Consider the following 26,933-nt stretch of genomic DNA (forward strand, 5'->3'; position numbering starts at 1 on the left):
CCCCGAATCGGCCCACCAGGTCACCTGGCTCATGGGTGACCGCGGCCTGCCCGCTTCCTGGCGCGAAATGCAGGGCTACGGCTCGCACACCTACCAGTGGATCAACGCCGACGGCGAGCGATTCTGGGTCAAGTACCACTTCAAGTCCAACCAGGGCGTGAAGACCATGACCGGTGATGAAGCAGAGGCCCTGGCCGGCTCCGACGCCGACTACTACATCCGCGACCTGCAGGAAAACATTGCCGCCGGCAACTTCCCCTCCTGGGACCTGCACGTGCAGGTCATGCCGTACGAGGACGCCAAGACCTACCGCTTCAACCCGTTTGACCTGACCAAGGTGTGGCCGCACGCGGACTACCCGCTGATCAAGGTCGGCACCATGGAACTGAACCGGAACCCGGAGAACTACTTCGCGCAGATCGAGCAGGCCACCTTCGCGCCGTCGAACTTCGTCCCGGGCATCGCCGCTTCACCGGACAAGATGCTGCAGGCACGCATCTTCTCCTACGCCGACGCACACCGCTACCGCGTGGGCACCAACCACGCCCAGATCCCGGTGAACCAGCCCAAAAACCAGGTCAACAACTACAGCCAGGACGGCGCCGGACGCTACCTGTTCAACGCCCCCTCGGTCCCGGTCTACGCACCGAACTCCGTCGGCGGCCCGGCTGCCGTTGAGCCGCAGAACCCGGCCGGCGGCTGGGAGAACGACGGCGAGCTCACCCTCGCCGCGCACTCCCTGCACGCCGAGGACAGCGACTTCGGCCAGGCCGGAACCCTGTACCGCGAAGTGTTCGACGAGGCCGCCAAGGCCCGCCTGCTGGAAACCATCACCGGTGCCGTGGGCGGCGTGAAGAGCCCGGGCATCAAGGAACGCACCATCCAGTACTGGACCAACGTCGACGCCGAACTCGGCGCCAAGCTCCGGGCAAACCTCGGCGCAGGCCAGGGCGAATCCGCTGCAGAAGCAGCCAACAAGCTCTAAGCCCCAGAGGCTCCTGAAGCAAAGTCAACACCCCGTCACGGATTTTCCATGGCGGGGTGTTGCCGTTTCCGGGCGCGATTTCCACATAGGGCGATGAACCACTTTCCGCGTCCGTCGCCCCTCCCTACGATCCATTTATGGACACTTTCTCAGGGATCCCGGGCGAAGCCTTCCGCTTCTACTCAGAGCTCGAACAGAACAACAACCGCGACTGGTGGCTGGAACACAAGGACATCTACGAATCCTCCATCAAGGAGCCACTGATGCTCTTGCTGGCGGAGTTGGAGGAAGACTTCGGCCCGGGAAAGGTATTCCGGCCCAACCGCGATATCCGCTTCTCCCAGGACAAGTCTCCCTACAAGACCTATCAGGGGGCGTTCGCGGCCAAGAAGGAAGGGACCGGCTATTACTTACAGCTCAGTGCGGACGGGCTGCTGATCGGCGGCGGCTGCCACACCCATTCCCCTGCGCAGATCGCCCGCTACCGTGCCGCCGTGGATGCACCGGAGAGCGGAAATGCCCTTCAGCTAATAGTGGATGAGGTGGCTGCGGCGGGCTTCGCAATCGAAGGTGAGAAGCTCAAGACCGTTCCCCGTGGACTCGATAAAGACCATCCCCGCGCGGAGCTCCTCAAGCACAAGTCCCTCTCGGCCGGGATGACGCTCGGAGAGCCCGACTGGCTGTCCACGCCGGCCGCGGCCAAGGAGGTTCGAGAGCGCTGGGAGAAGCTACGTCCGCTGGTTGAATGGATGAGCGAACATGCAGCGCCGTAGTCGAGCGCTCTAGAAGGAAACAAACCCAAAATGGAAGAACCCCTCATACGGAAGAACCCCCTCGGGCAGGGGCCCGAGGGGGTTGATCTTCCCACAGTGCTGATAGCAACCAGTAGGAAGCTTGCTAGACCTTCGTGAGGTCGGAATCGTCCACGTCGTCGGATTTGTTGACGGCGGCTTTGGCTTCGGCGAACTTCTCGTTGAGGCGTGAGTGGCGCTGTCCATAGGAGAAGTAGATTGCGACACCGATGACCAGCCAGATAGCGAAGAAGATCCAGGTCTCCACGGCCAGGTTGGTCATGAGGTAGATGCAAAGCAGGGCTGACACGATCGGCAGCACTTTCCCGAACGGCACCCTGAAGGCCGGCTTCAGATCCGGGCGCTTCTTGCGAAGCACCAGGATGCCCAGGCTGACCATGACGAACGCGGAAAGCGTTCCGATGTTGATCATTTCCTCGAGGAGGTCCACATTCGTAAGCCCGGCCACGAGGGCCACGGCAGCACCACACAGGATCTGCAGGCGTACCGGGGTGGAACGCTTGTCGCTGGTCTTTGAGAGGGCGCGCGGGAGCAGGCCGTCGCGGCTCATTGCCAGCACCACGCGGGACAGGCCCATGAGGAGCACCATGATGACGGTGGTCAGACCCACAAGGGAACCGAAGGCGATGACCTTCGCAGCATCCGTGTTGCCGACGGCCTCGAATGCCGTGGTGAGGGTCGGGTTCTTGACCTCGGCCAGCTGCGTGTAGGAAACCATGCCAGTGAGCGCCAGCGAGACAAGGATGTAGAGCAGCGTGACCAGGGCCAGGCCGCCGAAGATTCCGCGAGGCAGCGTCTTCTGCGGGTTCTTGACTTCTTCGGCGGATGTGGCCACGACGTCGAAGCCGATGAAGGCGAAGAAGACCAGGGCCGCGCCGGCAAAGATGCCGAGGGTTCCGTACTGGGCAGGGGCGGCGCCGGTCAAGAAGCCGAAGAACGATTGCTTCATGACGTCGGCGGCGCCTGCGTTGGCTGTGGGCTCGGATGTTGGGATGAAGGGCGTGTAGTTGGAGAACTTGACATAGGTGAAGCCCACAACGATCACGAAGAGCACGACGCCGATTTTGATCAGCGTGAAGATGTTGCCGACGCGGGCGGACAGCTTGGTCCCCAGGACAAGCAGCACCGTGAAGATGGCAACAATCAGGAACGCGCCCCAGTAAAGATCTACTCCTGCAATATTGATGGCCGGAGGCATCTCTACGCCCATGAGGCCGAATACCTTGCTGAGGTAGATGCCCCAGTATTTGGCGATGACGGCCGCGGCGGTGAATAGCTCGAGGATCAGGTTCCAACCGATGATCCAGGCCAGGACCTCACCCATGGTGGCGTAGGTAAAGACGTAGGCGGAACCTGCCACGGGGATAGCTGTGGCGAATTCGGCGTAGCACATGATCGCCAGGGCGCAGGTTAGGGCGGCTACGGCAAACGAGATGGTCACCGCGGGGCCTGCGAAGTTGGCTGCGGCCTTGGCACCGACGGAGAAGATCCCGGCGCCGACGGCGACGGCGACTCCCATGATCATCAGGTCCCAGGTGCTCAGGGAGCGTTTGAGCTTGCGTCCCGGTTCATCGGCGTCAGCGATTGACTGCTCGATTGACTTGGTCCGGAAAAGGTTCATAAAGGGTCCACAATCTTGAGGGGTGTTTTAGAAACGGACTCATCAAGATTAGTGTCCAATTGGTGGACGGCCACATTTGTCCCAGGATGTGAGACGCTGCGCTCACTTTGAAAGTGATTCGAGTGCCGACGGGCAGGCTAGCCGCAGTGAGTCAGTAGCTTGCTGAATACCCCGCAACGAGGGAGCCGCTAACGGACTCTGTGAGCACCGTGTTCAGAGTCGCTTCAACTGGAACGGGATGCAGTTCTGGTACCGGATGCAGTTCTGGTACCGGAGGCAGTGCGGGAACCGAAAGCGGTACAGGAACCGAAGGCAGTACGGGAACCGGAGGCGGTACGGGAACCGAAAGCGGCACAGGAACCGGAGGCAGTGCGGGAACCGAAAGCGGTACGGGAACCGAAAGCGGTACAGGAACCGGAGGCAGCCCAGATACCGGAGGCAGTGCGGGAACCGGAGGCAGCCCAGATACCGGAGGCAGTACGCGGGCAGGTGTCGGAGCGGGCACAGGAGCCGGAGCAGGCGCGAGTTGCGGGACGGGGTCTTGCAACGGAGTCGTCGTGTTTTGAGCCTCGGCGAGCAGTTGTTCGGCGGCAGGATCATCAGGCAACGGCGGCTCGCCGGCTATTGGGGCCGTCGTCGTCACGCCAGGCTGCTCCTCAAGGGCGCGTTCCGATGGCACAGGGAGCACCGGGCCAAGGCCTTCCATCGGAGGAAGCGCCGACGGTGAGGGTGACGGGGCGCTGGCCTGCGCTGAAGGCAGTGGCTCGCCTGCGCTCGGTGGGACATAGCTCGGGGCCGCAGCATGGGGAACGTTGTCGTTCTCCGGACCGGGTGGGGGTTCGCCCGGGCCCAGCTGGACGCCTACAAACAACGTCGTTCCGACCATGACCGCAGTGCCGGTGGCACCACCCACACCAGCGTGGGTTCGTACCAGATCCAGGCCCCTGGCCACGCCCAGCCCTAAACCTGCCACGCCCTGCTGTGCTCCCGCCAGGATACCGACGGCGGCACCCCCGGCCGCCGCCTTGCCCGCAATCGGAAACGCAACCCCGGCCACAAGGGGGAAGACGATCCCGCGGATGCCGGCGCCTACGTCCTGGATCTGAAGATAGAGGCCGAGGCATTTCTTGCATCCATCCAGGTGCTCGCGCACCTGGGTCGCCTGTCGATCCGTCAGGCCATTCCGGGCGTAGGCTCCCAGCTTTGCCGAATACCGGGCGCAGTCGGAGTCGGCAAGCGAGTGCGCAATGTGCTGCTGGAGGTACGCCTGGCGAAGGCCTTCCCGGGCTCGAACCGCAAGTGCCGATACGGCGTTGGCAGACAGTCCGAGCATGGGCGCAACGGCTGCCGGCTGCATGCCGTCGACTTCTGTGTACCACAGCACGGCCTGCCAGCGCTCAGGCAAGGAGCGGAAGGAGGCGGCCACGGTTTTTGATTCGAAAGACTCAAGGACCGGGTCCGTGAAGCCGATGGGAGCCTCGAAGGTAGCCAAGTCCTCGCTGAGGCTCTGGCGCCTGTCCTGACTGCTCTTGTGCGCAGCGAGCCTGGCGATGGACGTGAACAGGTAGGCCCGGAAAAATGCGTCGGGGCCGCCTCCCGATTGGAGTGTGGCGAGGACGTTGGCAAATGCCTCCGCGGTGAGATCCTCGGCGTCGGACCAGTTCCTGGCGTACCGCCGGGCCAGTCCTGTGGCGGCTCTATTGTGCCGCTCAAAGAGCTGGGCGTACGCACCGGTCTCTCCGTCGCGAACCCTTGCAATGAGCTGGGCGTCACTGGGATCGGCCGGTTGGCTACTTTGTGCTGTATCGCTGGGCATGATGCATCCTCCACGGAATGCCACGTTCCCCAGCGCTCAACGGACACTTCTTGTCCAGTTTAAGGGCGCGCTAAAAGTTCCGGCAGGGAAAGTTCTCCAAAAAATCAAAAAAATCGCGTCATAAGAACGCGGCCGCCACCTCTTAACCGGTAAGACGCCGGAAGCTCGGTAACAAGCGTCGCCCGGCATGCTGGGGGTGCCGGGGAACGCGGAACGAAACACGGGGCCCCTGTACAGGAATGGCATGTACAACAGGGGCCCCGCGGCCGATTTAGGGTCGATCGATTAAGATTCGGGCGGTCCAGGGCCGATCAATCAAGGTTCGGTCGGTCCAGGGCCGAGTGAGGTGCGATCAATCCGGCCAATCCATAAGGGTGGAGCGGATTAGGAAGCGCTTGCCCTCGGGGGACTCCACAGAGAATCCGCTGCCTCTGCCCGGAACCACGTCAACGGTGAGGTGAGTGTGGCTCCAGTAGTTGAACTGCTCACGGGACATCCAGAACTCGAGGGGCCGCGGCTCGCCCGCCTCACCGATGTCGAAGAGTCCCAGCAGCACGTCGGAGCCTCCCGTAAGGAACTCCCCGGCCGGGTAGCACATGGGCGAGGATCCGTCGCAGCAACCACCGGACTGGTGGAACATTAACGGGCCGTGCTGCACCCACAAGCTCCGGAGCAGCTCAACCGACGAGGCGGTGAGCGCCACCCGGGAAAAATCTTCCCCGGGCAGCGTCACAGCGGCATCCAGCCTGGTCGCAGTCACTAGAACCTCAGCACCACGCGGCCGTCGATCTTGGCATGCTTCATCTCTTCGAACACGGCGTTGACTTCGGATAGTTCACGGGTGGACACCGTGGGATGGATCTTGCCCTGGGCATAGAAGTCCAGCGCCTCCTCAAGGTCCTGGCGGGTGCCAACGATTGAGCCGCGCACCGTCAGGCCTTTCAGGACGATCTCGAAGATTGGTGCCGGGAAGTCGCCGGGTGGAAGGCCGTTGAACACAATGGTTCCACCACGGCGAGCCATGCCGATGGCCTGTCCGAAAGCCGAGGGGTGAACGGCAGTAACCAGGACGCCGTGCGCGCCGCCCGTCTCGCGCTGGATAACCTCGGCGGGGTCTTCCTCCAGGGCGTTGACGGTAACCTCGGCGCCGTGTCGCCTGGCAAGCGCCAGCTTGTCATCGGCAATATCGACTGCGGCTACCCGCAATCCCATGGCGACGGCGTACTGGACGGCGATGTGTCCGAGGCCTCCGATGCCCGAGATGACCACCCACTGCCCCGGCTGGGCCTCCGTCATCTTCAGGCCCTTGTAGACAGTGACGCCGGCGCACAGCACGGGGGCAACCTCTACAGGATCCGAACCAGCCGGGATCCGGGCGGCGAATTTCGTGTTGACCAGCATGTATTCGCCAAAGGAGCCATCCACGCTGTAGCCGCCGTTCTGCTGCGACTCGCAGAGGGTTTCCCAGCCTGTGCGGCAATACTGGCAGTCCCCGCACGCGGACCAGAGCCACGCGTTGCCCACCAGGTCCCCGACCGCGACGTCCGTTACGCCCTCACCGACCTCGACAACCTCACCCACGCCTTCGTGGCCCGGGATAAACGGCGGCGCCGGCTTGACCGGCCAGTCACCTTCGGCCGCATGGAGGTCCGTGTGGCACACCCCGGAGGTGATCAGGCGCACCAGCGCCTCGCCGGGACCCGGCGTCGGCCGTTCCAGTTCCTGGATCTGCAGTTCGCGGCCGAATTCCGTTACTACTGCTGCGTTCATCGTCGTCATTGGCGATTCTCCTTGAAAAGTGGTGTTGCCCTGCATTTGTGCTGGCCTAGAAGAAGCCGAGCTTGTTTTCGGAGTAGCTGACCAGGAGGTTCTTGGTCTGCTGGTAGTGGTCCAGCATCATGGCGTGGTTCTCACGTCCGATGCCGGAGGACTTGTAGCCGCCGAAAGCGGCGCCCGCCGGATAGGCGTGGTAGTTGTTGACCCAGACGCGACCAGCCTGGATTTCGCGGCCCGCGCGGTAGGCGACGTTGCCGTTGCGGGACCAAACGCCGGCGCCGAGGCCGTAGAGGGTGTCGTTCGCGATCCCGATGGCGTCGTTGTAGTCGCTGAAGCGGGTCACGGAGACCACCGGGCCGAAGATTTCCTCCTGGAAGATCCGCATCCTGTTGTGGCCCTCGAAGATGGTCGGCTGGACGTAATAGCCGTCAGCGAGCTCGCCGGGCAGTTCGGCGCGGGCGCCGCCGGTAAGGACACGGGCGCCTTCCTGCTTTCCGATGTCGATATAGGAAAGGATCTTTTCGAGCTGGTCGTTGGAGGCCTGGGCTCCAACCTGGGTGTCCGTGTCCAGAGGGTTCCCCTGGATGATCTTCCGCGTTCGGGCCAGGGCATCGGCCATGAAGGTATCGTAGATGCCTTCCTGGACCAGGGCCCTGGACGGGCAGGTGCAGACTTCGCCCTGGTTGAAAGCGAACAGCGTGAAGCCCTCAAGGGCCTTGTCATAGAACGCATCGTTGGAAGCGGCGACGTCGTCGAAGAAGATGTTCGGGCTCTTGCCGCCGAGTTCCAGCGTGACGGGGATCAGGTTCTGGCTTGCGTACTGGCTGATCAGCCGGCCTGTGGTGGTTTCGCCGGTGAAGGCGATCTTGCGGATCCGGGGGCTGGACGCGAGCGGCTTTCCGGCTTCGACGCCGAATCCATTCACCACGTTGACCACTCCAGCCGGCAACAGGTCGGAGATCAGTTCCATGAGGACCAGGATCGACGTCGGCGTCTGTTCCGCCGGCTTGAGGACGACGGCGTTGCCCGCCGCCAGCGCCGGGGCCAGCTTCCACACGGCCATCAGGATCGGGAAGTTCCAGGGGATGATCTGGCCTACGACGCCGAGCGGCTCGTGGAAGTGGTAGGCGGTGGTGTCGTCGTCGAGCTGGGAGAGTTGGCCTTCCTGGGCGCGGATGGCGGAGGCAAAGTAGCGGAAATGGTCCACTGCGAGCGGGATGTCGGCGTTGAGGGTTTCGCGGACAGGCTTGCCGTTGTCCCAGGTTTCGGCAACGGCGAGCAGCTCCACGTTCTCTTCGAGCCGATCGGCAATCCGGTTCAGGACGGCGGCTCGCTCTGCCGCCGAGGTCTTGCCCCACGATGGCGCAACCTTGTGCGCGGCATCCAGCGCCAGTTCGATGTCCTCGGCGGTTCCACGGGCAACCTCGCAGAAGGCCTTGCCCGTGACCGGCGTGATGTTTTCGAAGTAGTGGCCCTTGACCGGGGCCACCCATTCGCCGCCGATCCAGTTCTCATAGCGGTCCTTGAACGTGACCTTCGAACCTTCGGTTCCGGGCTGTGCGTAGACGGTCATTGCTAGCTCCTTTGCTGTGCATGATGGTGGCTTTCGCCGTCGCCTTCAGCCTAGGAGCGGGCAGGTTGCAGTCAGGTTGCAACCTTGTGGGTTATCCGCCGAGGTGCGAGTTCTCGGCGCTTTCGCTGGATGAAAGCCGCGAGAGCTCGCACCTCGCCGGGGGTTATCGGGCGGCGAGCTCGGATTCGAGGCGCTCGACATCCGCCACGAGGGCTGCGCGCTTGGGCGAGCGCGGCGGAAGGAGCCGAAGGGCCGCAACCCGAACTTCGACGTCGTCCCTGGCCTCGGGCAGCTCAAGGTACTTCAGCAGGGACTCCACACTGCCGTCCGCCAGGAGCGCTTCACGCAGCAGCCCGGAAACACGAAGGCGCAGCTGCACGACGCCGGGCGCCTCCGAGCGCGGCAGCACTGAGCCTTTGTAGATTTCCAGCGCGATGCGGTGCGCCCCGCGTTGCAGGCACGACAGTACCTGCCCGGCGTCGGGGGCGAGGTCGAGGGTCAGGCGGTAGGGCCTGGATTCGGGGACGGCGGCGGGCTCCAGCTGCTGCAGCACCTTGCGCAGGCGCACCATTTCAGCTCGAAGGGTCACGGTTGAGCCCTCTCCGGGGTACAGGAGTTCGCACAGTTCCTCCACGTTGAGGCCCTGTGGATGGCTGCCGAGGATGGCAAGGATTTCGCTGTGCCTGGCGGACAGCGGCACGGTTCGTCCGCCGAGGCTCAGCAGCGCCTGGTCACGGCCCAGGAGCTGCAGGCTATTCCGGTACAGGCTCGCACGCGCTTTGCCGTCCGCTCCGTGAGCAGCCGCCTGGGAAGCGCCGACGTCGGCTCCCGGGCTCCGCCGTCGGGCACGCCTGCTGACCTCCGCCGCTGCCACCTGGAGCCGCTCCACGCGCAGCTGCGCCTGGGCAGCTGCCACAGTTGCCTCGACGAGCGTGAGGGTGTGGGCGGCAACTGCTGTTTCCGTGCCCGTGATGTCCACGACGCCGAGCAACGCGCCGGAGTCGGGGTCATGGAACGGCACGGCCGTGCAACTCCAGGGGTGGACGGACCGCTTGTAGTGTTCGGCGCCGGAGATCTGGATGCCGCGTCCCAAGGCGAGCGCGGTGCCCGGGGCACTGGTTCCGACGGCGGCCTCGGACCAGTCAGCGCCGGCCACGAACATCATGCCTTCGGCCCTGCGCTGTAGCACTGGATCCCCTTCCACCCACAGCAGGCGGCCAATCTCATCGCCGACCGCCACCAGGAGCCCGCTATCGTGGCTTGGCTGGACGAGCAGCTTCTGGATGACGGGCATGATGGTGGCCAAGGGGTGCTGCCGGCGGTACTCCTCAAGCTCTTCCCGGTCCATGACCAGCGGGGCCTCGGGCTGGTCGGGGTTTGCCTGCAGCTGTGCGGAACGCTGCCAGGACTCAGCAATCAGGTTCCTGAGGCCCGGAGGTAAGCCGAATACATCCTTGCTGGCACCCAGGAGTTCATGGCCTGCGAGGGCGTGCCGCTGCAGGGACGCAGCAGATGCGGAGTGGCGGGCATTCATCATTGAACTTCCTTGTCGAAGTGAACTTCCCTGGCAGAGGTTTAGCCGACGGGGCGTTGTGAGGCCACTTTAGCGTCTTCAACAAATCTGACCCTCTTTGGCAGGAAAATTGCCGAAAAAGCCCGGACACGGCAGCGTGTCGATGTTCAATCTCAAAGAGGGTCAAAAGTGTGCGGACCCGGCAAGCCAGCCAACCCAATGCCCTTCGTGTCTCGGGGAACTATTCTCGTGAATCCCTCGAAATTTCGATCATTTCCTCACGTGGAACCACCTTGACGCGCTCACGCACGATGCCTGTTTCGACGTTGGATTCCGACCAGGCGCTTCCGAGCGAGGCCTCGTGGGCATCGAGCTTGTTCCAGCCCTCCCAGGTGGTGTATTCAACTCCGCGTTCTTCCAAGAGGTCGATGATGGCCTGCGGATCCGGGTTTTCCGCCATGGGCAGCGTCAGGCGATCTTCCAGCAGGAAACCCACAGTTTCCAGGGCGTCGCCCTTGGTGTGGCCGATCAGTCCCACGGGGCCGCGCTTGATCCACCCGGTGGCGTAGACCCCGGGCACGGGCTTCCCGGAGGCGTCGAGCACCCGGCCGCCTTCGTTAGGGATGACGCCGCGGCGCGCGTCGTACTCCAGCTCCTCCAGCGCAGAGCCGTGGTAGCCAATGGCCCGGTAGACGGCCTGAACCTGGTAGTCGACGTATTCGCCTGTTCCCTTGACGTTGCCGGTGCCGTCCAGTTGCATGCGTTCAAACTTGATCCCGATGACCCTGCCCTCGCTGTCGCCCTGGATTTCCACGGGGCTGTGCAGGAAGTGCAGGTGCAGTCGCCGGGAGGACGGCTTCTCCGCCTCCGCGTGCTCCTCGACGAGCCAGTTGGTCAGGGTGTTGACCATGGTCTTGGTCTGGTTGTTGGTCCGGATTGCTTCCTCGGACGCTTCGTCGAACTCGAAGTCCTCCGGGTAGAGCACGATGTCCACGTCCTTCGAATGCGACAACTCGCGCAATTCCAGGGGAGTGAACTTCACTTGGGCGGGGCCGCGGCGGCCGAACACATGGACGTCGGTCACCGGCGAATTCTTCAGTGCCTGGTAGACGTTGTCCGGAATTTCCGTGACCAGGAGGTCGTCGGCGTGCTTGGAGAGCATGCGGGCAACATCCAGTGCTACGTTGCCGTTGCCGATCACGGCGATTTCCTTGGCGTCCAGGGGCCAGTCACGCGGAACGTCGGGATGCCCGTCATACCAGGACACGAAGTCGGCGCCGCCGAAGGAGCCTTCGAATTCGATCCCGGGGATGTCCAGTTCCGCGTCCCTGATCGCTCCTGTGGAGAAGATGACGGCATCGTAGAAGGCGCGCAAATCGTGCAGTGTCAGGTCGCGGCCGTACTTCACGTTGCCCAAGAAACGGATGTCGCCGCGGTCCAGGACCTTGTGCAGGGCGTTCACGATGCCCTTGATGCGGGGATGGTCGGGGGCAACGCCGTAGCGGATCAGGCCGTAGGGTGCCGGGTAGGCCTCGAACAGATCAATGCTGACCTCCACCTCCCCGTCCTTGACTTCGCTGGACTTGGTGAGGATGTCAGCCGCATAGACGCCGGCCGGCCCTGCGCCGACGATGGCGACGCGCAGTGGTCGTTGGGTTGTAGTTTCGGCTGAGTTGGACACTGTGAGCCCTTCTGGAACTGGAATCGGCGCCGTTGCATGGGGACGCAGTCCTTAATTCTAATTGTCGCCCGGCTGAGCGTGTCCTATTCATGGCCGGAGTCACAGGAAACCGGAGTCACAGGAAAACACGCCCTGGTGGAATACCGGCGGGGAGGATGGTGTTATTGGCTTTGTGCCTACGCCCGATGGAAACCTCACAGCCCCATCCGCAGCCACCCCGGGTGCCACCAACCTTACGGAGGGTCCTCCGACGTCCAATCCCGTGGGGTCCAATCCCGTGGGGTCAACTCCCGCAAAGGGGTCCAACCCTGTGAAGACCACTGCAGCGGTTAAGAGCGAGACGACGGCGGGCATCCTCTTCGGCATCGGCGCCTACGGCCTGTGGGGACTACTCCCCTTGTACTTCCTCGTGCTGTTGCCGGCCGGTGCGGTGGAAATCGTGGCCAACCGCGTGGTGTGGTCCCTGATCTTCTGCGCGCTGCTGATCACCATCACACGCACATGGCGAATCCTGGGCGGGGCAATCAAGGACCGCTCCATCATGGGGCCATTGACTATCGCCGCAGGACTTATCGCGGTGAATTGGCTGACCTACACATATGGCGTCACCACCGGCCAGGCGGTGGAGGCATCGCTGGGCTACTTCATCAATCCGTTGGTGTCGGTGCTGCTGGGCGTCTTCGTCCTTAAGGAAACGTTGCGCCCGCTGCAGTGGGCCGCCGTCGGAATCGGTTTCGTCGCCGTCGTCGTCCTCACCGTGTCGTATGGAAAACTGCCTTGGATCGCATTGACCCTTGCAGTGAGCTTCGGGCTCTATGGCTTCGTGAAGAAACGCGTGGGTCCCCGTGTCGACGCCATCACCAGCCTGACCGTGGAAACAGTCGTGCTGACGCCGCTCGCCGCGATCACTATGGTGGTGCTCGGCGTCACCGGAGCCGCCACACTGACGAGCAACGGGGCGGGGCACTTCTGGCTCCTGGCTGCTTCCGGCATCATCACGGCCGTGCCGCTGCTCTTCTTCGGCGCATCTGCCCGTCGGCTGCCCATGACCACGATCGGGCTCCTGCAATACTTCGCTCCACTGCTGCAGTTCATTGTGGCGGTGGCCATCTTCCGTGAGGCCATGACCCTTGATCGTTGGATCGGTTTCGGAATTGTGTGGCTAGCCCTCCTGGTGCTCACCGTGGACATGCTCGCGGTCGCCCGGAAAAATTCAGTGGCAAGGCGGCTCGCGCGGCAGGAGGCCTAGCCGTTTAGGAGGCCTGGCCGGTTAAAGCGAGAGGGTGGACACAGCATTGCTGTGTCCACCCTTTCCGGTTCTTAGGACCTACGCGTTCGCCTTGATGGCCTTCGCCAGGACCTCCAGGCCGTCGATCAGCAGTTCGTCACTGATGACCAGCGCCGGCAGCAGCCGGATGACGTTGCCGTACGTGCCGCAGGTCAGAATGATGACACCTTCCTGCAGGCAGGCGGCGGCCACAGCCTTGGTGAGTTCCGGGTTGGGTTCCTTGGAACCTGCCTGGACGAGTTCGATGGCGAGCATGGCGCCGCGTCCGCGGACATCGCCCACCACGCTGGTCTCGGCGGCCAGCTCGTTCAGGCGGCCGAGGGCGATCTCCTCGATACGGCGGGCACGGCCGTTGAGGTCGTGCTCCTCCATGGAGCCGATGGAGGCCAGGGCAGCGGCGCACGCGACGGGGTTGCCACCGTAGGTGCCTCCCAGGCCGCCCGGGTGAACGGCGTCGAGCAGGTCTGCGCGGCCGGTGATCGCGGAAAGCGGCATGCCGCCGGCGATGCCCTTCGCCATGGTGATGATGTCCGGAACGACGCCCTCGTGGTTGACGGCGAACCATTCGCCCGTGCGGCAGAAGCCGGACTGGACTTCGTCGGCAATGAAAACGATGCCCTTTTCCTTGGCCCAGGCCGACAGCGCCGGGAGGAAGCCGTCGGCCGGGACGATGAAGCCGCCCTCGCCCTGGATGGGTTCGATGATGATCGCGGCCACCTGGTCGCCGCCGATCTGCTTCTCGATCATGGTGATGGCACGCTTGGCGGCCTCGGCACCTGTGATGGCCGGGTTTTCCTCGCGGAACGGGTAGCTCATGGGCATGCGGTAGACCTCGGGCGCGAAGGGGCCGAAATTGGTCTTGTACGGCATCGCCTTGGCGGTCAGCGCCATGGTCAGGTTGGTGCGGCCGTGGTAGGCGTGGTCGAAGGCGACGACGGCGTCGCGGCCGGTAGCGAGGCGTGCCACCTTGACGGCGTTTTCCACGGCTTCGGCACCGGAGTTGAACAGCACCGTGCGCTTCTCGTGGTCGCCGGGGGTGAGGCGGTTCAGCTGCTCGGCGACGGCGACATAGCCCTCGTACGGCGTGACCATGAAGCAGGTGTGGGTGAAGTGCGCGACGGCGTCCTGGACAGCGGCGACGACCGCGGGGTCGGAGGCGCCGACGCTCGTGACGGCAATGCCCGAGCCGAGGTCGATGAAGGAGTTGCCGTCGACGTCGCGGATGATGCCGCCGTCGGCGTCCTCAACGTAGACGGGAACGCCGGAGGAAACACCGGCGGCGACGACGGACTTGCGGCGCTCGTTCAGGGCCTGGGACTTGGGGCCGGGGAACGCGCCGTTGATTTTGCGCTTCTGCTCCAGGCGGTAGGACAGTTCGGGGGCGGTTGCAGTCATGGAATGAATCTTTCTCAGTTGGTTCGTTACGCGTCGAGGGCGGTCATCACGTGCTTGATGCGCGTGTAGTCCTCGACGCCGTACATGGAGAGGTCCTTGCCGTAGCCGGACTGCTTGAAGCCGCCGTGAGGCATTTCAGCGGTCAGCAGGATGTGGGTGTTGATCCACACTGCTCCGAAGTCCAGGTCGCGGCTCATCCGCATGGCCGTGCCGTGGTCCGTAGTCCACACGCTTGAGGCGAGGGCGTATTCGACGTCATTGGCCAGTTCCACTGCCTCGGACTCCGTGGTGAATTTCTGGACAGTGATGACCGGGCCGAAGGTTTCCTTCTGGACGACGTCGTCGCTTTGCTTGGCTCCCGTGATGATGGTGGGCTCGAAGAAGTAGCCCTTCTCCCCGGCACGGTGGCCACCGGTTTCGATCCGGCAGTTCTCCGGCAGGGCTTCCACCACGGCGCTGACGGCCTTGAAGTGGTTGACGTTGTTCAGCGGGCCGAAGTAGTTGTCTTCGTCATTCTGCGAGCCGGTGTGCAGGGTCTTGGTGTGCTCCACCATGGCCGCCACCATCTCATCGTGAATGGAGTCCTCGATCAGCACGCGGGTGATGGCGGTGCAGTCCTGGCCGGCATTGAAGAAGGCGAATTCAGCAATGGCCGCAGCACTCTTCTTGATGTCCGCGTCCTTGAAGACGATGGCCGGAGCCTTGCCACCCAGTTCCAGGTGGGCACGCTTGAGGCCCTTGGCTGCGCCGCTGGCGACAGCGATGCCCGCGCGCACGGAGCCGGTGATGGACACGAGGCCGGGAACCTTGTGGTCCACCATCATGGCGCCGGTCTCCCCGGTGCCCAGCACGACATTCAGCACGCCGGCAGGGAAGATGTCCTTGGCCAGGCGAGCCAGCACCAGCGTGGATTCCGGTGTGGTGTCCGAGGGCTTAAGCACCACGGTATTGCCGGCCGCCAGGGCAGGGCCGATCTTCCAGATGGCCATGAGGAACGGGTAGTTCCAGGGAGCTACCTGGGCGACGACGCCGATCGGCTCGCGGCGCACGAACGAGGTGTGGCCCTCGAAGTACTCTCCGGCCGACTTGCCCTCCATGATGCGGGCAGCACCGGCGAAGAAGCGGAGCTGGTCCGCGCCGGCAGCCACTTCCTCGGAGGCGATGAGGGAGCGAACCTGGCCGGTGTTCCGGTGCTGGGCCTCGACAAGTTCGTCGCTGTTGGCTTCCACGGCGTCAGCAAGCTTGAGCAGCATCAGCTGGCGCTGCCCTGGAGTGGTGTGCTTCCAGGACCTGAAGGCCTCGCTGGCGGCAGTCATGGCGGCATCGACGTCGGCCTGGCCCGAGATGGGCGACTTGGCGACAACCTCACCATTGGTGGGGTTCACGATGTCAAGCAGCGACCCGGTGCCGGCGGGCGTCACGAACGCGCCGTTGATGAAGTTCTGCAAGGTTTGAACCACGGTGTGCATCCCTCTTTCATGTTTCTTGGTGTTAGCTGCAGCTGACTCGAGCCTATGCCAGCCCCCATGTGCAGGGAATAGTCAGCTGCACACCTTCCGCCATCTCCTTTCGTGCGGTTGACCAGCGCCGCGCTATCCTTTTTTCATGGCCATGACCCTCACCTCGCTCATCGACGTGCGCTCCCTCGGGCTCCGCAAAGTGGGGCAGGCCCAAACTACCTTGGACGCTGATATCCACTGGGTCGCGGTCACCGAACAGGAGGACCCCCAGCGCTTCCTCAATGGCGGAGAGCTGGTCCTCACGACGGGCATGCGCCTCCGCACGGCTGCCGAACAGCGCCGGTTCACGCGCCAGGTCCAGCGAGCTGGCGCCGTCGGCATCGGCTTCGGCACTGGACTGACACATGACGCCGTCCCGCCGGCCCTCATCGCCGAGGCCGACCGCTGGGGCCTGCCGGTGGTCGAAGTCCCCTATCAGACGCCGTTCATCGCCATCGGAAAGCTGGTGGCCGATTCCCAGTCCGCCGATCATTACTCCAAGCTCGAACGCCTGATTGCCGGCCACCAGATCCTGGCGCGGGCACTCCTGACAGGCGGCGGCCTGGCCGAACTGCTGAAGCAGCTCGGCAGCATGCTGCGGACGGACATCATCCTGACCCAGTTCAGCGCACAGCTGTACAACAGCGTGCCCGGCAGCCCCTCCCCCACGGCCCCGGAGTGGGCCTCCTACCCGATCCCCACCGGCCGGCGCGACGCATGCACGCTCTGGGTTCGGCAGCCATTCGGGGATACCGGCATCATCGGCTACGCCCAGAACCTGATCAGTGTGGAACTGAACAACATGGTCAAGCAGCGCCAGTCGCAGCGGGCGCTGGCAGGGCAGGTCCTGGACGACGTCATCCACGGAACCCTCGAAACGTCCGAGGCCCAGCGCAGGCTGGCCGGCGTCGGAATCAACAGCACCCGCAAGAACGTGGTGCTGCTCGCCGAATCGCAGGCCCATTCCAAGCAACTGGCAAGTACCTCACTGCCGAAGGTCCTCGACGACGCGGTGACCGCCGTCGTCGGGAAGGACCTCATCACCGTGATCCCGAATGACGGCACGTCCTCGAGTTCGCTAGCGAAGGCGCTGAGCGACCATCTGCTCGAGGCCGGCATCCATGCGGTGATAGGCATCGGCGGCGCCTACACCAAACCGAACGGCCTTCGCTGGAGCTACTTCGAAGCTCGCGACGCCGCGGCGCACGGGCTTCCCGTCAATGAGCCGGAACGGCTGAGCCTCACCTCGCTGCTGCTGGCGAGCGAAGACGTGCCGCTGGCCGACATGGCTAGCGAGTCCCTCACCCCTCTGCGCAAGTTCGACGCCGCGCATGGGTCCGAACTGCTTGCGACGTTGGAAAGTTATCTGAACCACAACGGCTCCGTGGCAGCCGTGGCCGAGGCGCTGACCCTGCACCGCAACACTGTGAGGTACCGGCTGGCACAGATCACTGAGCTGACCGGCTACGACCCCTCGCAGACGCAGGACCGGGTGCAGCTGTGGCTGGCCCTGGCGGTCCAGCGGTTGTCTTCCCGGCAGCCTCGCTGATTTCTACACGCTTCTGCGTCGCATAACTCCTGGAAGCCCGGAGGAGAAATTCATCACAAAAGGTTAAACATCAAACGTCTAACGTCTAACCTCTAATCATGGCCACTGCTCTTCCCGCTTCCTCCGACTGCCCGTCCGCGATGAATAGCTCTGCACTTGCCAAAGGCTCGGCTGGGGCAGCAGCGACGCCGGATCGCTCCCGCTGGATGTTGGTCACCGGCGTCATTGCGATCGTTCTCGTTGGGCTGAACCTTCGGGCCGGTATTGCCGGAGCATCCACACTCTTCCACGACCTCCAGCAGCTCCTGGGCTACGGAGCCCTTGTGGCCGCGATCCTGCCATCCATCCCGACCCTGTGCTTCGCCCTCGCCGGCGCTGCCACCCCGCTGCTGACCCGCCGGATTGGCGTCGAAAAATCCATTCTGTTCGCCCTGGCGCTGCTGACTGCCGGGCTCCTGGTGCGCGGCATCCCCACAACGGGAATGCTGGTGCTCGGCACTGTGGTGGGCATGTCGGGTCTGGCCATTTGCAATGTTGCCATGCCGTCGCTCATCCGGGAGCACTTCGCCCGGCGCACGTCCATGATGACTGCCCTGTACACGGTCAGCATGACTGGCGGTGCCACCGCGTTCTCCATGGCCATGGTGCCCCTCTCGCAGCAGCTGGGTTCGCCGTCGCTTGGCATCGGCGCGTTGGGACTCGTGGCAGCTGCGGCCTTCCTGGCCTTCCTTCCAGTAGTGCTCCAGAACCGTCGGGCACAGAGCGCGGAGCCGCGACAGCATGTCTCTCCGTGGCCGCTGCTGCGCACACGCCAGGGGATTCTCCTCACCGGCATCTTCACGCTTCAGGCCCTCCTGGCGTACGCGGTGATGAGCTGGTTCCCTTACATCCTCACGACACAGGGACTCGGCGCTTCCGAAAGCGGCATCCTGTTTGGCCTCCTGCAGCTCATCTCGGTTCCGGCCGGCATGGTGCTGCTTGCCATCGGTTCCCGACCGTCCCGAACCCGCCTTGGCATGTATCTGGCTTCCGTGTCGATGGTTCTTGGCCTCGCCCTCATGCTGTTCACGCCGCCGGCCCTTGCCGCCGTACCGGCGGTGCTGCTCGGCGTCGGTCTCGGGATCTTCCCGCTGGTCATGGTCCTGATCAGCCGCAGTGGAACGTCGACGGCGGAAACCACCGCCATGTCCACCCTTGCCCAGTCAGTGGGCTACTTTTTCGCTACAGTAGGACCGTTCGGCATGGGACTCCTGCACGCCGCCACCGGCGGATGGACCCTGCCCTTCGTGCTGCTGCTCGCAGTGGCATTCGGCCTGGTGGCCGTGGGGCACCTGCTGACCGCCGGAAACAGAAAATCCGGAAGCCAGGATTCAGTCCGCCAAGCGTCCTGGCAGAACATCCTGCCTTCCAGCACCAGGAGCACCAAGTGACCCTCACCGCCTCACACCGTCCCGCGTTGGCGGAGGAAATCACGGACAAGCTGCGCGGCATGATCCATTCGGGGGAATGGCCCCTGCAGCAGCGCATCCCCGCGGAACCTGAGCTCATGGCCACCCTTGGCGTCTCCCGGGGAACCCTGCGCGAGGCTATCAAGGCCCTCGCCCATAGCGGCATGCTTGAGGTCCGCCGCGGCGACGGGACCTATGTCAGGGCAGTCAGCGAGATCTCCGGAGCAGCCCAGCGAATGTACAAGGAGCACACCCAGGAGCACATCCTCGAGGTCCGGATAGCCCTGGATACCCAGGCCGCCCGTCTCGCAGCACGCCATGCGACCGCCGAGGATGTCGACCGGCTGAGGTCCCTGTTGGCAGTGCGTGAGGAGGCCTGGCATGCAGGCGATTACCCCACGTGGGCACGGGCGGATTGGGATTTCCACGAGAGACTGGCCCAGGCCTCCGGCAACCCCCTGCTCCATGAGCTCTATGTAAGCTTCGGCGGCGTGTTCCATAACGACCTGCTGAAGCAGCAGCGCAAGGAAGGCTTCAACGGCCTCCCCCGCGAAGGCCACGAGGAACTGGCCGACGCCATTGAAGCCCACGACGAGGACGCCGCCGTCGCCAGCGTCCACCGCAACCTGAACTCCTGTGCGGAGTGGATCCGCAGGTAGGGACAGGCAGTCGGGCAGGCGGTCGAAGGCAGCCGCCAGGACACACCCTTACTAAGTACGCTTATTAGTTCATGGCCTTCCCCGGCTACACTCAATCCATGAGCTCAGCGGGGACATTATTCGGCTGGGCCTTCGGAGACATCCCGAGGGCCGATGAGCCGGGCTACATGGAGAGATTGCAGGAACAGGCCTTGGAGAACGCGCGGAAGGATGCGGCTGCCAAGGGTGTCGAGGTCGAACCGGGCTCGGAAGACTTTACGGTAGTGCGCAGGGGACATTCCCTGATCGACGCCGACATGGCTGTGGGAGGACTCATCGTCCGCTGCATGGTTCACGTGCAGGGCGCGAAGGCCTGGAAACTTCACGCCGAAGGCCCCATGAACGGCTGAGGCGCCGGGGTTGAAGCTGATGACCGACAGTGAAGATACCGCCAAGGCCGCGGATGTTGTCGAAGCTATTTCCAACACCCGCTCCCTGGACATTGCGGCCAGGGTCGGCTTTGCGGTGATGGCACTGCTGCACATCATTGTGGGCGCCATCGCGCTTACCTTGGCCTTCGGACAACCCGGCGAAGCCGATGCCACCGGCGCGATCGAACGCCTTGCCGACCACCCCTGGGGACTCGTTTCACTGTGGACGGGATTCATCGGCTGCCTGGCCCTGGCCGTCTGGCAATCCAGCGAGGCCACCTTGAGGGCGCGCCGCCTGCCCACCAAGCAGCGGCTGTCCAAGCTCGTTTCGTCCGGGTTCCTCAGCATCGCCTATGGAAGCGTCGGCATCACCTTCGGTTCGTTCGCCGTCGGAATCCGCAGTGACTCCAGCGAAGCCACACGGGACTTTAGCACCTCAGTCATGCGTACCGGCTTTGGTGCGCCCGTGCTCATCGCCGTCGGCATGACCGTCCTTGGCATTGGCATCTACTTCATGGTCAAGGGCGTCCGAATGGGGTTCCAGGAAGAACTCTCCCACTTCGAGGGCCGGCGTCGAGGCAGGCTCATAGATGGACTGGGTGTTGCGGGGCACATTGCCAAGGGCATTGCGCTCGGGCTGGTCGGAATCCTCTTCATGGTGGCGGCCGTAAAGAACAATCCCGCCGAATCGACCGGCCTGGACGGCAGCCTCAAGGCACTCCGGGACCACGACCTCGGTCCCTACCTGCTCACCGCCATTGGCGCGGGATTCATTTGCTACGGAGTGTTCGCCCTGATCAGGTCCCGGTACGGGCGGATGTAGGAGTGCAGCAAGTACAAAGCCACCGACATGACATTTCGCAGAATCCATCCGAGGAGGAACGCCATGGCCACAGTGACCAAGCTCTTCAGGAGCAGTGCCAATGACATCTGGGCAGTCCTGGCCGACGGCTGGCTCTATCCCGGCTGGGTAGTGGGGGCGTCACGGATGCGCGCCGTCGACCCCGAGTGGCCTGCTCCAGGTTCGGTCTTGCACCACTCTGCCGGTGTGTGGCCGCTGCTGCTCAACGACAGCACACGGGTGACCGACTCGAAGCCCGGGCAAATGCTTGAACTCATTGCCAGGGGCTGGCCGTTGGGTGAGGCCCGGGTCCGGATCAGCCTGGAGGACGCGATTCCAGGGGACGCGATTCCGGAGGACCGTGGCAGGTGCCGTGTCACGATGGTGGAAGATGCCATCAAGGGACCGGGCACCTTGATTCCGGGGTTCCTGCGCTCGCCTTTGATCACTGTGCGCAATCAGGAGTCACTGAAGCGGCTCGAGATGATAGCCAAGGGCAAAGCCGGCAGCGTCTGACGGATTCTGCCGGATCAGTTCAAGCGAGCGAACGGACGAGCTGGACTCCTGCTGCTTCCGCTTCCCCGAGCCGGGCATCAATCAGGACCACGTCGCGCCCGGCCCGCTTGAGCAGGCTGGCCGCGACGGCGGCACGATAACCGGACGTGCAGTGCACCCAGGTCTTGCGGTCGGGGATGTCATCCAGGTTGGGCAGCAGTTCGTGCAGCGGCACGTTCAGGGCCCCGGGCACGTGGGAACGGGTGAATTCCTCGGTTCGGCGTACGTCCAGGATGGCGTCCCCGGGGCTCAGTTCCGAGAGGAACCGGTCCCAGCCGACGCGCGGAAAGGATTCAATCGGGGTCCCTGGTGCGAGGGCTCCGGGATCAAGGCCCATGGCAGCGTCCGGGGATTCGATGCCGATCCTGGAAAGGTCGCGAATGGCGATCTCCACTTCATCCCGGGGACCCACCAAGGTCAGGGGCTGGTTCCACGGCAGCACCCAGCCCAGATAGCTCGTGAATTGCGAGCCCGTGCCGTATTCAAAGGACAGGCTTCCACGGAGATGGCTGGCGGCGAAGGCAACCCGACTACGCAGGTCAACCACCCATTCCCCGGCTTCGAGACGCCGTTCCAGCTCCCCCGGTTCTACAGATTCCGGGACGGTTAGTTCAGCTCGGCCGGGTCCCTCAGTGTTCAGGGGACTCATGTGGGCGTAGTAGGAAGGGTAGGCCGTGATGTTGGCGAGGAGTTCGTCAACAAAGTGCGCCTCGTCAGGGTCGGTCAAGGCATGGTTCGTGGCGGCCTGCTCCCCGATTGTTGAGGCGGGAACCCGGCTGGTCGGCCCGCTAGAGCAGAATGAACCGAAGCCGTGGGTCGGGTAGAGGGCCGCGTCCGAATCGGCTTCTTCCACCAACCGGCGCACCGAGGCGTACTGCTCGTGGGCCAGGCCGGTGGTGTCTGCGGGACCAAGGAGATCCGTCCGCCCCACCGAGCCATAAAGCAGGCTTCCACCGGAAAATACCGCCTGCCGGATGCCAATACCAGGCTCGCTATCCTCCACCAGATAAGAAAGATGAGTGTGCGTGTGGCCGGGCGTGGGCACAGCCTTCACGCTCAGCCTGCCCACTTGGAAAGCCTCGTCCGGTGCGACGGCATCGTGTTCGAAGGCCACCTGCTCCGCACTGTTCAGGACGTAGTGGGCCCCATGCTGACGGGCCAGCACCAGGCCGCCCGTGAGGTAGTCGTTGTGCAGGTGGGTTTCGGCCACATGGGTGATCCTGACACCGGCGAGTCGCGCGGCGTCGTCTACGCGATCGGTGTCGCGCTGCGGGTCAACCACTAGGGCAACCGAGCCGTCATGCACGAGGTAGCTTCGATCACCTATGGCGGTGGTTTCAATGACCACGACTTCCATGACGCGAGTCTATCCCCACCACCACAAAAGCAACGCAGGTCACTTAGCGCCCATTCCGATGCTCCGGATGGGCGCCAAGTGACCCTCCCCACCCGCGCCCTAACCTCGCAAGCTCGGCCAGGGAACCCGGGGCGTGGGCCTCCGTTGCTATTAGGAGGGGTTCAGACCTGGGCGGCTACGCCGTCACGCGAAATGGCAACCATTTCCTCGCGGGGAACAACCTTGACGCGTTCACGCTTGACCTCGACGCCGTGAGTGGTACCGGCATCGGAGGCCGCTGCACCAAGCGCCAGTTCGTGGGCGTCCAGCGCCAGCCAGCCTTCCCAGCTGGTGTACTTCACCCCGCGGGTTTCAAGCAGTTCGACGACGGCGTCTGCCGCCGGGACCTCGGCGAACGGCAGGTTTTCGCGGTCTTCCAGCAGGTACGTCACGGTTTCCAGGGCGTCGCCCTTGGTGTGGCCAATCAGGCCCACCGGTCCGCGCTTGATCCAGCCGGTGGCGTAGAGGCCCGGGACGTGCTGGCCCGAAGCATCCAGGACGCGGCCGCCGTCGTTAGTAATGACGCCCTTCTTGTGGTCGAACTCGACGTCGGGCAGTGCCGAACCGAAATAGCCGACGGCGCGGTACACGGCCTGGACCGGGTAGTCGATGAATTCGCCGGTGCCGCGGGCGTTTCCGGTACCGTCCAGTTCGGTGCGCTCGAACTTGATGCCCGTCACCTTGCCCGGGTTCTCGGCGTCGTCGTAGATTTCCACCGGGCTGTGCAGGAAGTGCAGGTGCAGGCGGCGGGAGGCCTTGAACTCGGACGGGTCTTCCGGCTGCTCGGCAATCCAGTTGGTGAGGGTGCCCACCATGGTCTTGGTCTGGTTGTTGGTCTGTACCTGGCGGTCGGACTCTTCGTCGAACTCGAAGTCCTCCGGGTACAGGACGATGTCAACGTCCTTGGAGTGCGACAGTTCGCGCAGTTCCAGCGGGGTGAACTTGACCTGGGCGGGACCACGGCGGCCGAAGACGTGGACGTCGGTAACCGGGGAGGCCTTCAGGCCGGCGTAGACGTTGTCCGGGATTTCGGTAACCAGGAGGTCGTCGGCGTGCTTGGACAGCATGCGTGCAACGTCGAGGGCTACGTTGCCGTTGCCGAGGACTGCCACTGAGGTGGCGTTGAGCGGCCATTCGCGCGGAACATCGGGGTGTCCGTCGTACCAGGATACGAAGTCGGCGCCGCCGAAGGAGCCCTCGAGTTCGATGCCGGGGATGTTCAGGTCCGCGTCCTTGATGGCGCCGGTGGCGAAGATAACGGCGTCGTAGTGGGTGCGGAGGTCCTCGATGGAGAGGTCGGTTCCGTAGTCGACGTTGCCGAAGAAGCGGATGTCGCCACGGTCCAGCACCTTGTGCAGCGCGTTCACGATGCCCTTGATGCGGGGGTGGTCAGGGGCCACGCCGTAGCGGATCAGGCCGTAGGGTGCCGGGTAGCGGTCGAAAAGGTCGATGCTGACAGTGAGTTCCCCGCTCTTGACGGCCTCGCTCTTGGTCAGGATGTCAGCGGCGTAGACGCCGGCAGGACCCGAACCGATGACGGCGACGCGCAGCGGGCGCTCAGCAGTTCCTACGGTGGTGCTTGTTGACACGGCTGTGTTCCTTTTCTTCGGTTCCGCCCAACTGACTCGCACTTGTTGTCGTTATGAGGGCTCAAAACGACAACTACTGCCAGTCAGTTGGGTTGGGGGTTAGTTGGTTACGACGCGGGGCTTGTTGGGGCTGGTGGTGCTGTAGTCGGCGGTCTTGAAATGGGCCGGTGCATAGGGGCTCACCCGGACGACGTCGCCGATCACGATGACGGCCGGATTCGACACTCCTGTGGCTTCCGCCTGGGCGGCGATGGTGCCAAGAGTGCCGATGGTGACGCGCTGATTGGGCAAATAGCCGTTTTCTACGATACCAACCGGAGTGTCCAGTGGCAGACCGGCCAGGGCAAGGGCAGCCGCGGACTCCCGCAATTGCGAGACACCCATCAGCAGCACCACGGTGTGGTCAGGCCTCGCGGGAACCTCGGAGAGCTCCTCGTGGCCCGTAACAACGCTGAACCCCTTGGCGAGCCCGCGGTGGGTCACGGGAATGCCGGCGGCGGCCGGGACAGAGATGGCGGAGGTGACACCGGAGACCACTTCAACCTCGACGCCGTTTCGACGGCAGAACTCGGCTTCCTCGCCGCCGCGTCCCAGTACGTAGGGGTCGCCGCCCTTGAGCCGGACCACGCGGTGCCCGGCGAGGGCTTCGTCGACCAGGATCCGGTTGATCTCGGCCTGTGGCACCGGGTGGTGTCCGGGAGTCTTGCCGACCTCGATGACACGTACGTCGGGGGCGAGTTCGTTCAGCAGTTCGCGGGGCCCGAGGCGGTCTGCGACGACGACGTCGGCCTGGCCCAGGAGCCTGCGACCGCGCACGGTGATGAGCCCGGAGTCGCCAGGGCCTCCGCCGACAAGGGCAACGCTTCCTGCGGCAGTGACCGTCGGGACCCGACGGCGGCGCAGCGGGAGGTCTCCGGTTTCAAGTGCAGTGGCGACAGCGTCACGGAGGGCCATTGCACGGCGGGGGTCTCCCCCGGCGTTAACGGCGATCTTCACGTCGTCCACTTCGGCGACGGCCGGGGTCCAGGCAGCGGACGCTTCATGGTCGGAGGCGTTGACGCACCAGACGCGGTTGGCTTCGGCGTCGGCGGAAACAAGGCTGTCGACGGCGGGAACTCCCGTCGCGGTCTGGGCGAACCACATCCCGTCCATATCGGAGGAGCGGTATTCGCGCGGCTCCCAAGCCAGCAATCCGGCGTCAGAGAGTGCGTGGAGTTCCGGAGAGGCAACAGGCGCGACAACGGTGACCTTCGCACCGGCGTCGAGCAGTCCCTTGGCGCGGCGCGCAGCCACCCGGCCGCCGCCCACCACCAGCACCGGGCGGCCAAGCAGCCGCAGCGCAGTAGGGTAGATGTCCTGTATTGCCATGAAAAAACTGTAGGGCCGGGCGGGAACGTGCATCAAAGGGCCAGCAACACCAGTTCACGCTAGGTAACGGGGCGTCACATTCGGTTCACGAGGATTGGGCCTTTCACAAAGGCTGGGCCTTTACGAGGACTGGGCGTCCCAGCCGATGGCCGGCGCAATGTACTTCGCGATGTTGCCCAGCAACTTGGCGTTGTAATCCACGCCCAGCTGATTGGGGACGGTCACGAGGACGGTGTCTGCGGCCTGCACGGCGGCGTCGGCAGCCAGTTCCTCCGCCAGCTTGTCCGGTTCGCCGATGTAGCTCTTGCCGAAGCGGGAGAGTGCGCCATCAAGAATCCCTACCTGGTCCTTGTTATCCACCTGCGCCCTGAGGCCAAAGTAGCGGCGATCCTCATCGTCCACCACCGGAAGGATGCTGCGGCTGACGGAGACCCGGGGTTCAAATTCGTGGGCTGCAGCCCTCCACGCCTCACGGAACATGCTGATCTGTTCGGCCTGCAGCTGGTCGAAAGGTACTCCAGTATCCTCGGTCAGCAGCGTGGAACTCATGAGGTTCATGCCCTGCTCGGCTGCCCAGACGGCGGTCTTGCGGGTGCCGGCGCCCCACCAGATCCGTTGTGGCAGCCCCGGCGAAAGCGGCTGGATCGGTAGCAGGCCGCGGCCACCACCAACATAGGCCGGATCTGCCTCCGCCACTCCATGACCGGCGATAGCATGCCGGAAGACCGCCGTGTGCCGACGCGCAAGTGCCGCATAATCCTCGCCCTCGTCGGGTTCGTAGCCAAAGGTCCTCGCCCCGTTCAAGGCTGGTTCGGGTGAACCCCGGCTGATGCCCAACTGGAGTCTTCCGCCGCTGATGAGGTCGGTTGCCGCCGCTGTTTCGGCCATATACAGCGGATTTTCGTACCTCATGTCGATCACGCCGGTGCCGATTTCGATCCGGCTGGTGCGGGCCGCGATGGCAGCCAACAGGGGGAACGGCGATGCCTGCTGGCGGGCGAAGTGGTGCACCCGGAAGAACGCGCCGTTGATACCCAGTTCCTCCACCGCGACGGCCAGTTCGATGGCCTGCCGCAGAGCCTCCCCTGCCGAGGGCACCAGCGAACCCTGGCTGGGGCCCCAGTGGCCGAAGGACAGAAAGCCGATTTTCTTCATGTCC

22 protein-coding genes are annotated in these 26,933 nt (G+C 64.1%); 9 read left to right on the plus strand and 13 right to left on the minus strand.

The annotated features are described in order from the left end of the window. Positions 1-985 (plus strand): catalase (locus J7E82_RS06655; protein WP_214861801.1); only part of this gene is annotated, 985 nt, incomplete at its 5' end. A gap of 137 nt (positions 986-1,122) precedes the next feature. Next, entirely contained in the window at positions 1,123-1,758 is a 636-nt protein-coding gene (locus tag J7E82_RS06660) for a DUF2461 domain-containing protein (protein WP_214861803.1), read from the plus strand. A 124-nt stretch (positions 1,759-1,882) separates the two neighbouring features. Here J7E82_RS06660 and J7E82_RS06665 read toward each other — a convergent pair whose 3' ends face one another. From J7E82_RS06665 to J7E82_RS06695, 7 genes are all read right to left on the minus strand, one after another. After that, positions 1,883-3,418: an amino acid permease gene (locus J7E82_RS06665; RefSeq protein WP_214861805.1), complete on the minus strand. Its 1,536-nt coding sequence runs from the start codon at positions 3,416-3,418 to the stop codon at positions 1,883-1,885. A gap of 151 nt (positions 3,419-3,569) precedes the next feature. Beyond that, positions 3,570-5,234 (minus strand): sigma-70 family RNA polymerase sigma factor, encoded by a 1,665-nt coding sequence (locus tag J7E82_RS06670; RefSeq protein WP_214861807.1) that lies wholly within the window; start codon positions 5,232-5,234, stop codon positions 3,570-3,572. Positions 5,235-5,586: 352 nt separating this feature from the next. Continuing rightward, positions 5,587-5,994 carry a DUF779 domain-containing protein gene (locus tag J7E82_RS06675; RefSeq protein ID WP_214861808.1) on the minus strand — a complete coding sequence of 136 codons (408 nt, stop codon included), beginning with the start codon at positions 5,992-5,994 and terminating at the stop codon, positions 5,587-5,589. Beyond that, on the minus strand, positions 5,994-7,004 hold the full coding sequence (adhP, locus tag J7E82_RS06680; RefSeq protein WP_214861898.1) for an alcohol dehydrogenase AdhP: 1,011 nt from the start codon (positions 7,002-7,004) through the stop codon (positions 5,994-5,996). The genes J7E82_RS06675 and adhP overlap by 1 nt, the downstream gene beginning before the upstream one ends. 55 nt (positions 7,005-7,059) lie before the next feature. Continuing rightward, on the minus strand, positions 7,060-8,583 hold the full coding sequence (locus tag J7E82_RS06685) for an aldehyde dehydrogenase family protein (protein WP_214861815.1): 1,524 nt from the start codon (positions 8,581-8,583) through the stop codon (positions 7,060-7,062). Between the two features lie 163 nt (positions 8,584-8,746). Then, the gene (locus J7E82_RS06690; protein WP_251041550.1) at positions 8,747-10,120 is read right to left on the minus strand and encodes a helix-turn-helix domain-containing protein; all 1,374 of its coding nucleotides are present in this window, start codon (positions 10,118-10,120) and stop codon (positions 8,747-8,749) included. 217 nt (positions 10,121-10,337) lie between these two features. After that, the gene (locus J7E82_RS06695; RefSeq protein WP_214861817.1) at positions 10,338-11,777 is read right to left on the minus strand and encodes an FAD-dependent oxidoreductase; all 1,440 of its coding nucleotides are present in this window, start codon (positions 11,775-11,777) and stop codon (positions 10,338-10,340) included. 310 nt (positions 11,778-12,087) lie between these two features. Between J7E82_RS06695 and rarD the strand changes: the two genes are divergently transcribed. Next, positions 12,088-13,026 (plus strand): EamA family transporter RarD, encoded by a 939-nt coding sequence (gene rarD, locus J7E82_RS06700; RefSeq protein WP_308113658.1) that lies wholly within the window; start codon positions 12,088-12,090, stop codon positions 13,024-13,026. A 78-nt stretch (positions 13,027-13,104) separates the two neighbouring features. On the opposite strand, the gene gabT is transcribed toward rarD, so the two are convergent. Further along, the gene (gene gabT, locus J7E82_RS06705) at positions 13,105-14,460 is read right to left on the minus strand and encodes a 4-aminobutyrate--2-oxoglutarate transaminase (RefSeq protein WP_214861825.1); all 1,356 of its coding nucleotides are present in this window, start codon (positions 14,458-14,460) and stop codon (positions 13,105-13,107) included. A gap of 26 nt (positions 14,461-14,486) precedes the next feature. Beyond that, on the minus strand, positions 14,487-15,929 hold the full coding sequence (locus J7E82_RS06710; RefSeq protein ID WP_214861833.1) for a gamma-aminobutyraldehyde dehydrogenase: 1,443 nt from the start codon (positions 15,927-15,929) through the stop codon (positions 14,487-14,489). Positions 15,930-16,065: 136 nt separating this feature from the next. Here J7E82_RS06710 and J7E82_RS06715 point away from each other — a divergent pair, with 136 nt between their 5' ends. The 6 genes from J7E82_RS06715 to J7E82_RS06740 all read left to right on the plus strand — a co-directional run bounded on the left by J7E82_RS06715 (position 16,066) and on the right by J7E82_RS06740 (position 21,382). After that, the gene (locus J7E82_RS06715; RefSeq protein WP_214861835.1) at positions 16,066-17,508 is read left to right on the plus strand and encodes a PucR family transcriptional regulator; all 1,443 of its coding nucleotides are present in this window, start codon (positions 16,066-16,068) and stop codon (positions 17,506-17,508) included. A gap of 98 nt (positions 17,509-17,606) precedes the next feature. After that, positions 17,607-18,938 carry a CynX/NimT family MFS transporter gene (locus J7E82_RS06720; RefSeq protein WP_214861837.1) on the plus strand — a complete coding sequence of 444 codons (1,332 nt, stop codon included), beginning with the start codon at positions 17,607-17,609 and terminating at the stop codon, positions 18,936-18,938. Continuing rightward, positions 18,935-19,615 carry a FadR/GntR family transcriptional regulator gene (locus J7E82_RS06725; RefSeq protein WP_214861839.1) on the plus strand — a complete coding sequence of 227 codons (681 nt, stop codon included), beginning with the start codon at positions 18,935-18,937 and terminating at the stop codon, positions 19,613-19,615. The genes J7E82_RS06720 and J7E82_RS06725 overlap by 4 nt, the downstream gene beginning before the upstream one ends. Before the next feature lie 98 nt (positions 19,616-19,713). Continuing rightward, positions 19,714-20,004 carry a hypothetical protein gene (locus J7E82_RS06730; protein WP_214861841.1) on the plus strand — a complete coding sequence of 97 codons (291 nt, stop codon included), beginning with the start codon at positions 19,714-19,716 and terminating at the stop codon, positions 20,002-20,004. Positions 20,005-20,023: 19 nt separating this feature from the next. After that, positions 20,024-20,848 carry a DUF1206 domain-containing protein gene (locus tag J7E82_RS06735; protein ID WP_214861843.1) on the plus strand — a complete coding sequence of 275 codons (825 nt, stop codon included), beginning with the start codon at positions 20,024-20,026 and terminating at the stop codon, positions 20,846-20,848. 63 nt (positions 20,849-20,911) lie between these two features. Beyond that, on the plus strand, positions 20,912-21,382 hold the full coding sequence (locus tag J7E82_RS06740; RefSeq protein WP_214861845.1) for an SRPBCC family protein: 471 nt from the start codon (positions 20,912-20,914) through the stop codon (positions 21,380-21,382). A gap of 19 nt (positions 21,383-21,401) precedes the next feature. On the opposite strand, the gene J7E82_RS06745 is transcribed toward J7E82_RS06740, so the two are convergent. The 4 genes from J7E82_RS06745 to J7E82_RS06760 form a co-directional block, all read right to left on the minus strand. Further along, positions 21,402-22,778, minus strand: coding sequence for a rhodanese-like domain-containing protein (locus J7E82_RS06745; RefSeq protein WP_214861847.1), 1,377 nt, complete (start codon positions 22,776-22,778; stop codon positions 21,402-21,404). Between the two features lie 161 nt (positions 22,779-22,939). After that, on the minus strand, positions 22,940-24,406 hold the full coding sequence (locus J7E82_RS06750; RefSeq protein ID WP_214861849.1) for an FAD-dependent oxidoreductase: 1,467 nt from the start codon (positions 24,404-24,406) through the stop codon (positions 22,940-22,942). Positions 24,407-24,505: 99 nt separating this feature from the next. Beyond that, a complete protein-coding gene (gene cobA / locus J7E82_RS06755) occupies positions 24,506-25,774 on the minus strand; it encodes a uroporphyrinogen-III C-methyltransferase (RefSeq protein WP_214861851.1) in 1,269 nt (422 codons plus the stop codon). Between the two features lie 120 nt (positions 25,775-25,894). Continuing rightward, positions 25,895-26,929, minus strand: a complete 1,035-nt coding sequence (locus tag J7E82_RS06760; protein WP_214861853.1) for an LLM class flavin-dependent oxidoreductase — start codon at positions 26,927-26,929, stop codon at positions 25,895-25,897. Between the last annotated feature and the right edge of the window lie 4 nt (positions 26,930-26,933).

It is taken from the genome of Arthrobacter sp. ISL-30, from assembly GCF_018613855.1.
Taxonomy (GTDB): Bacteria; Actinomycetota; Actinomycetes; order Actinomycetales; family Micrococcaceae; genus Arthrobacter.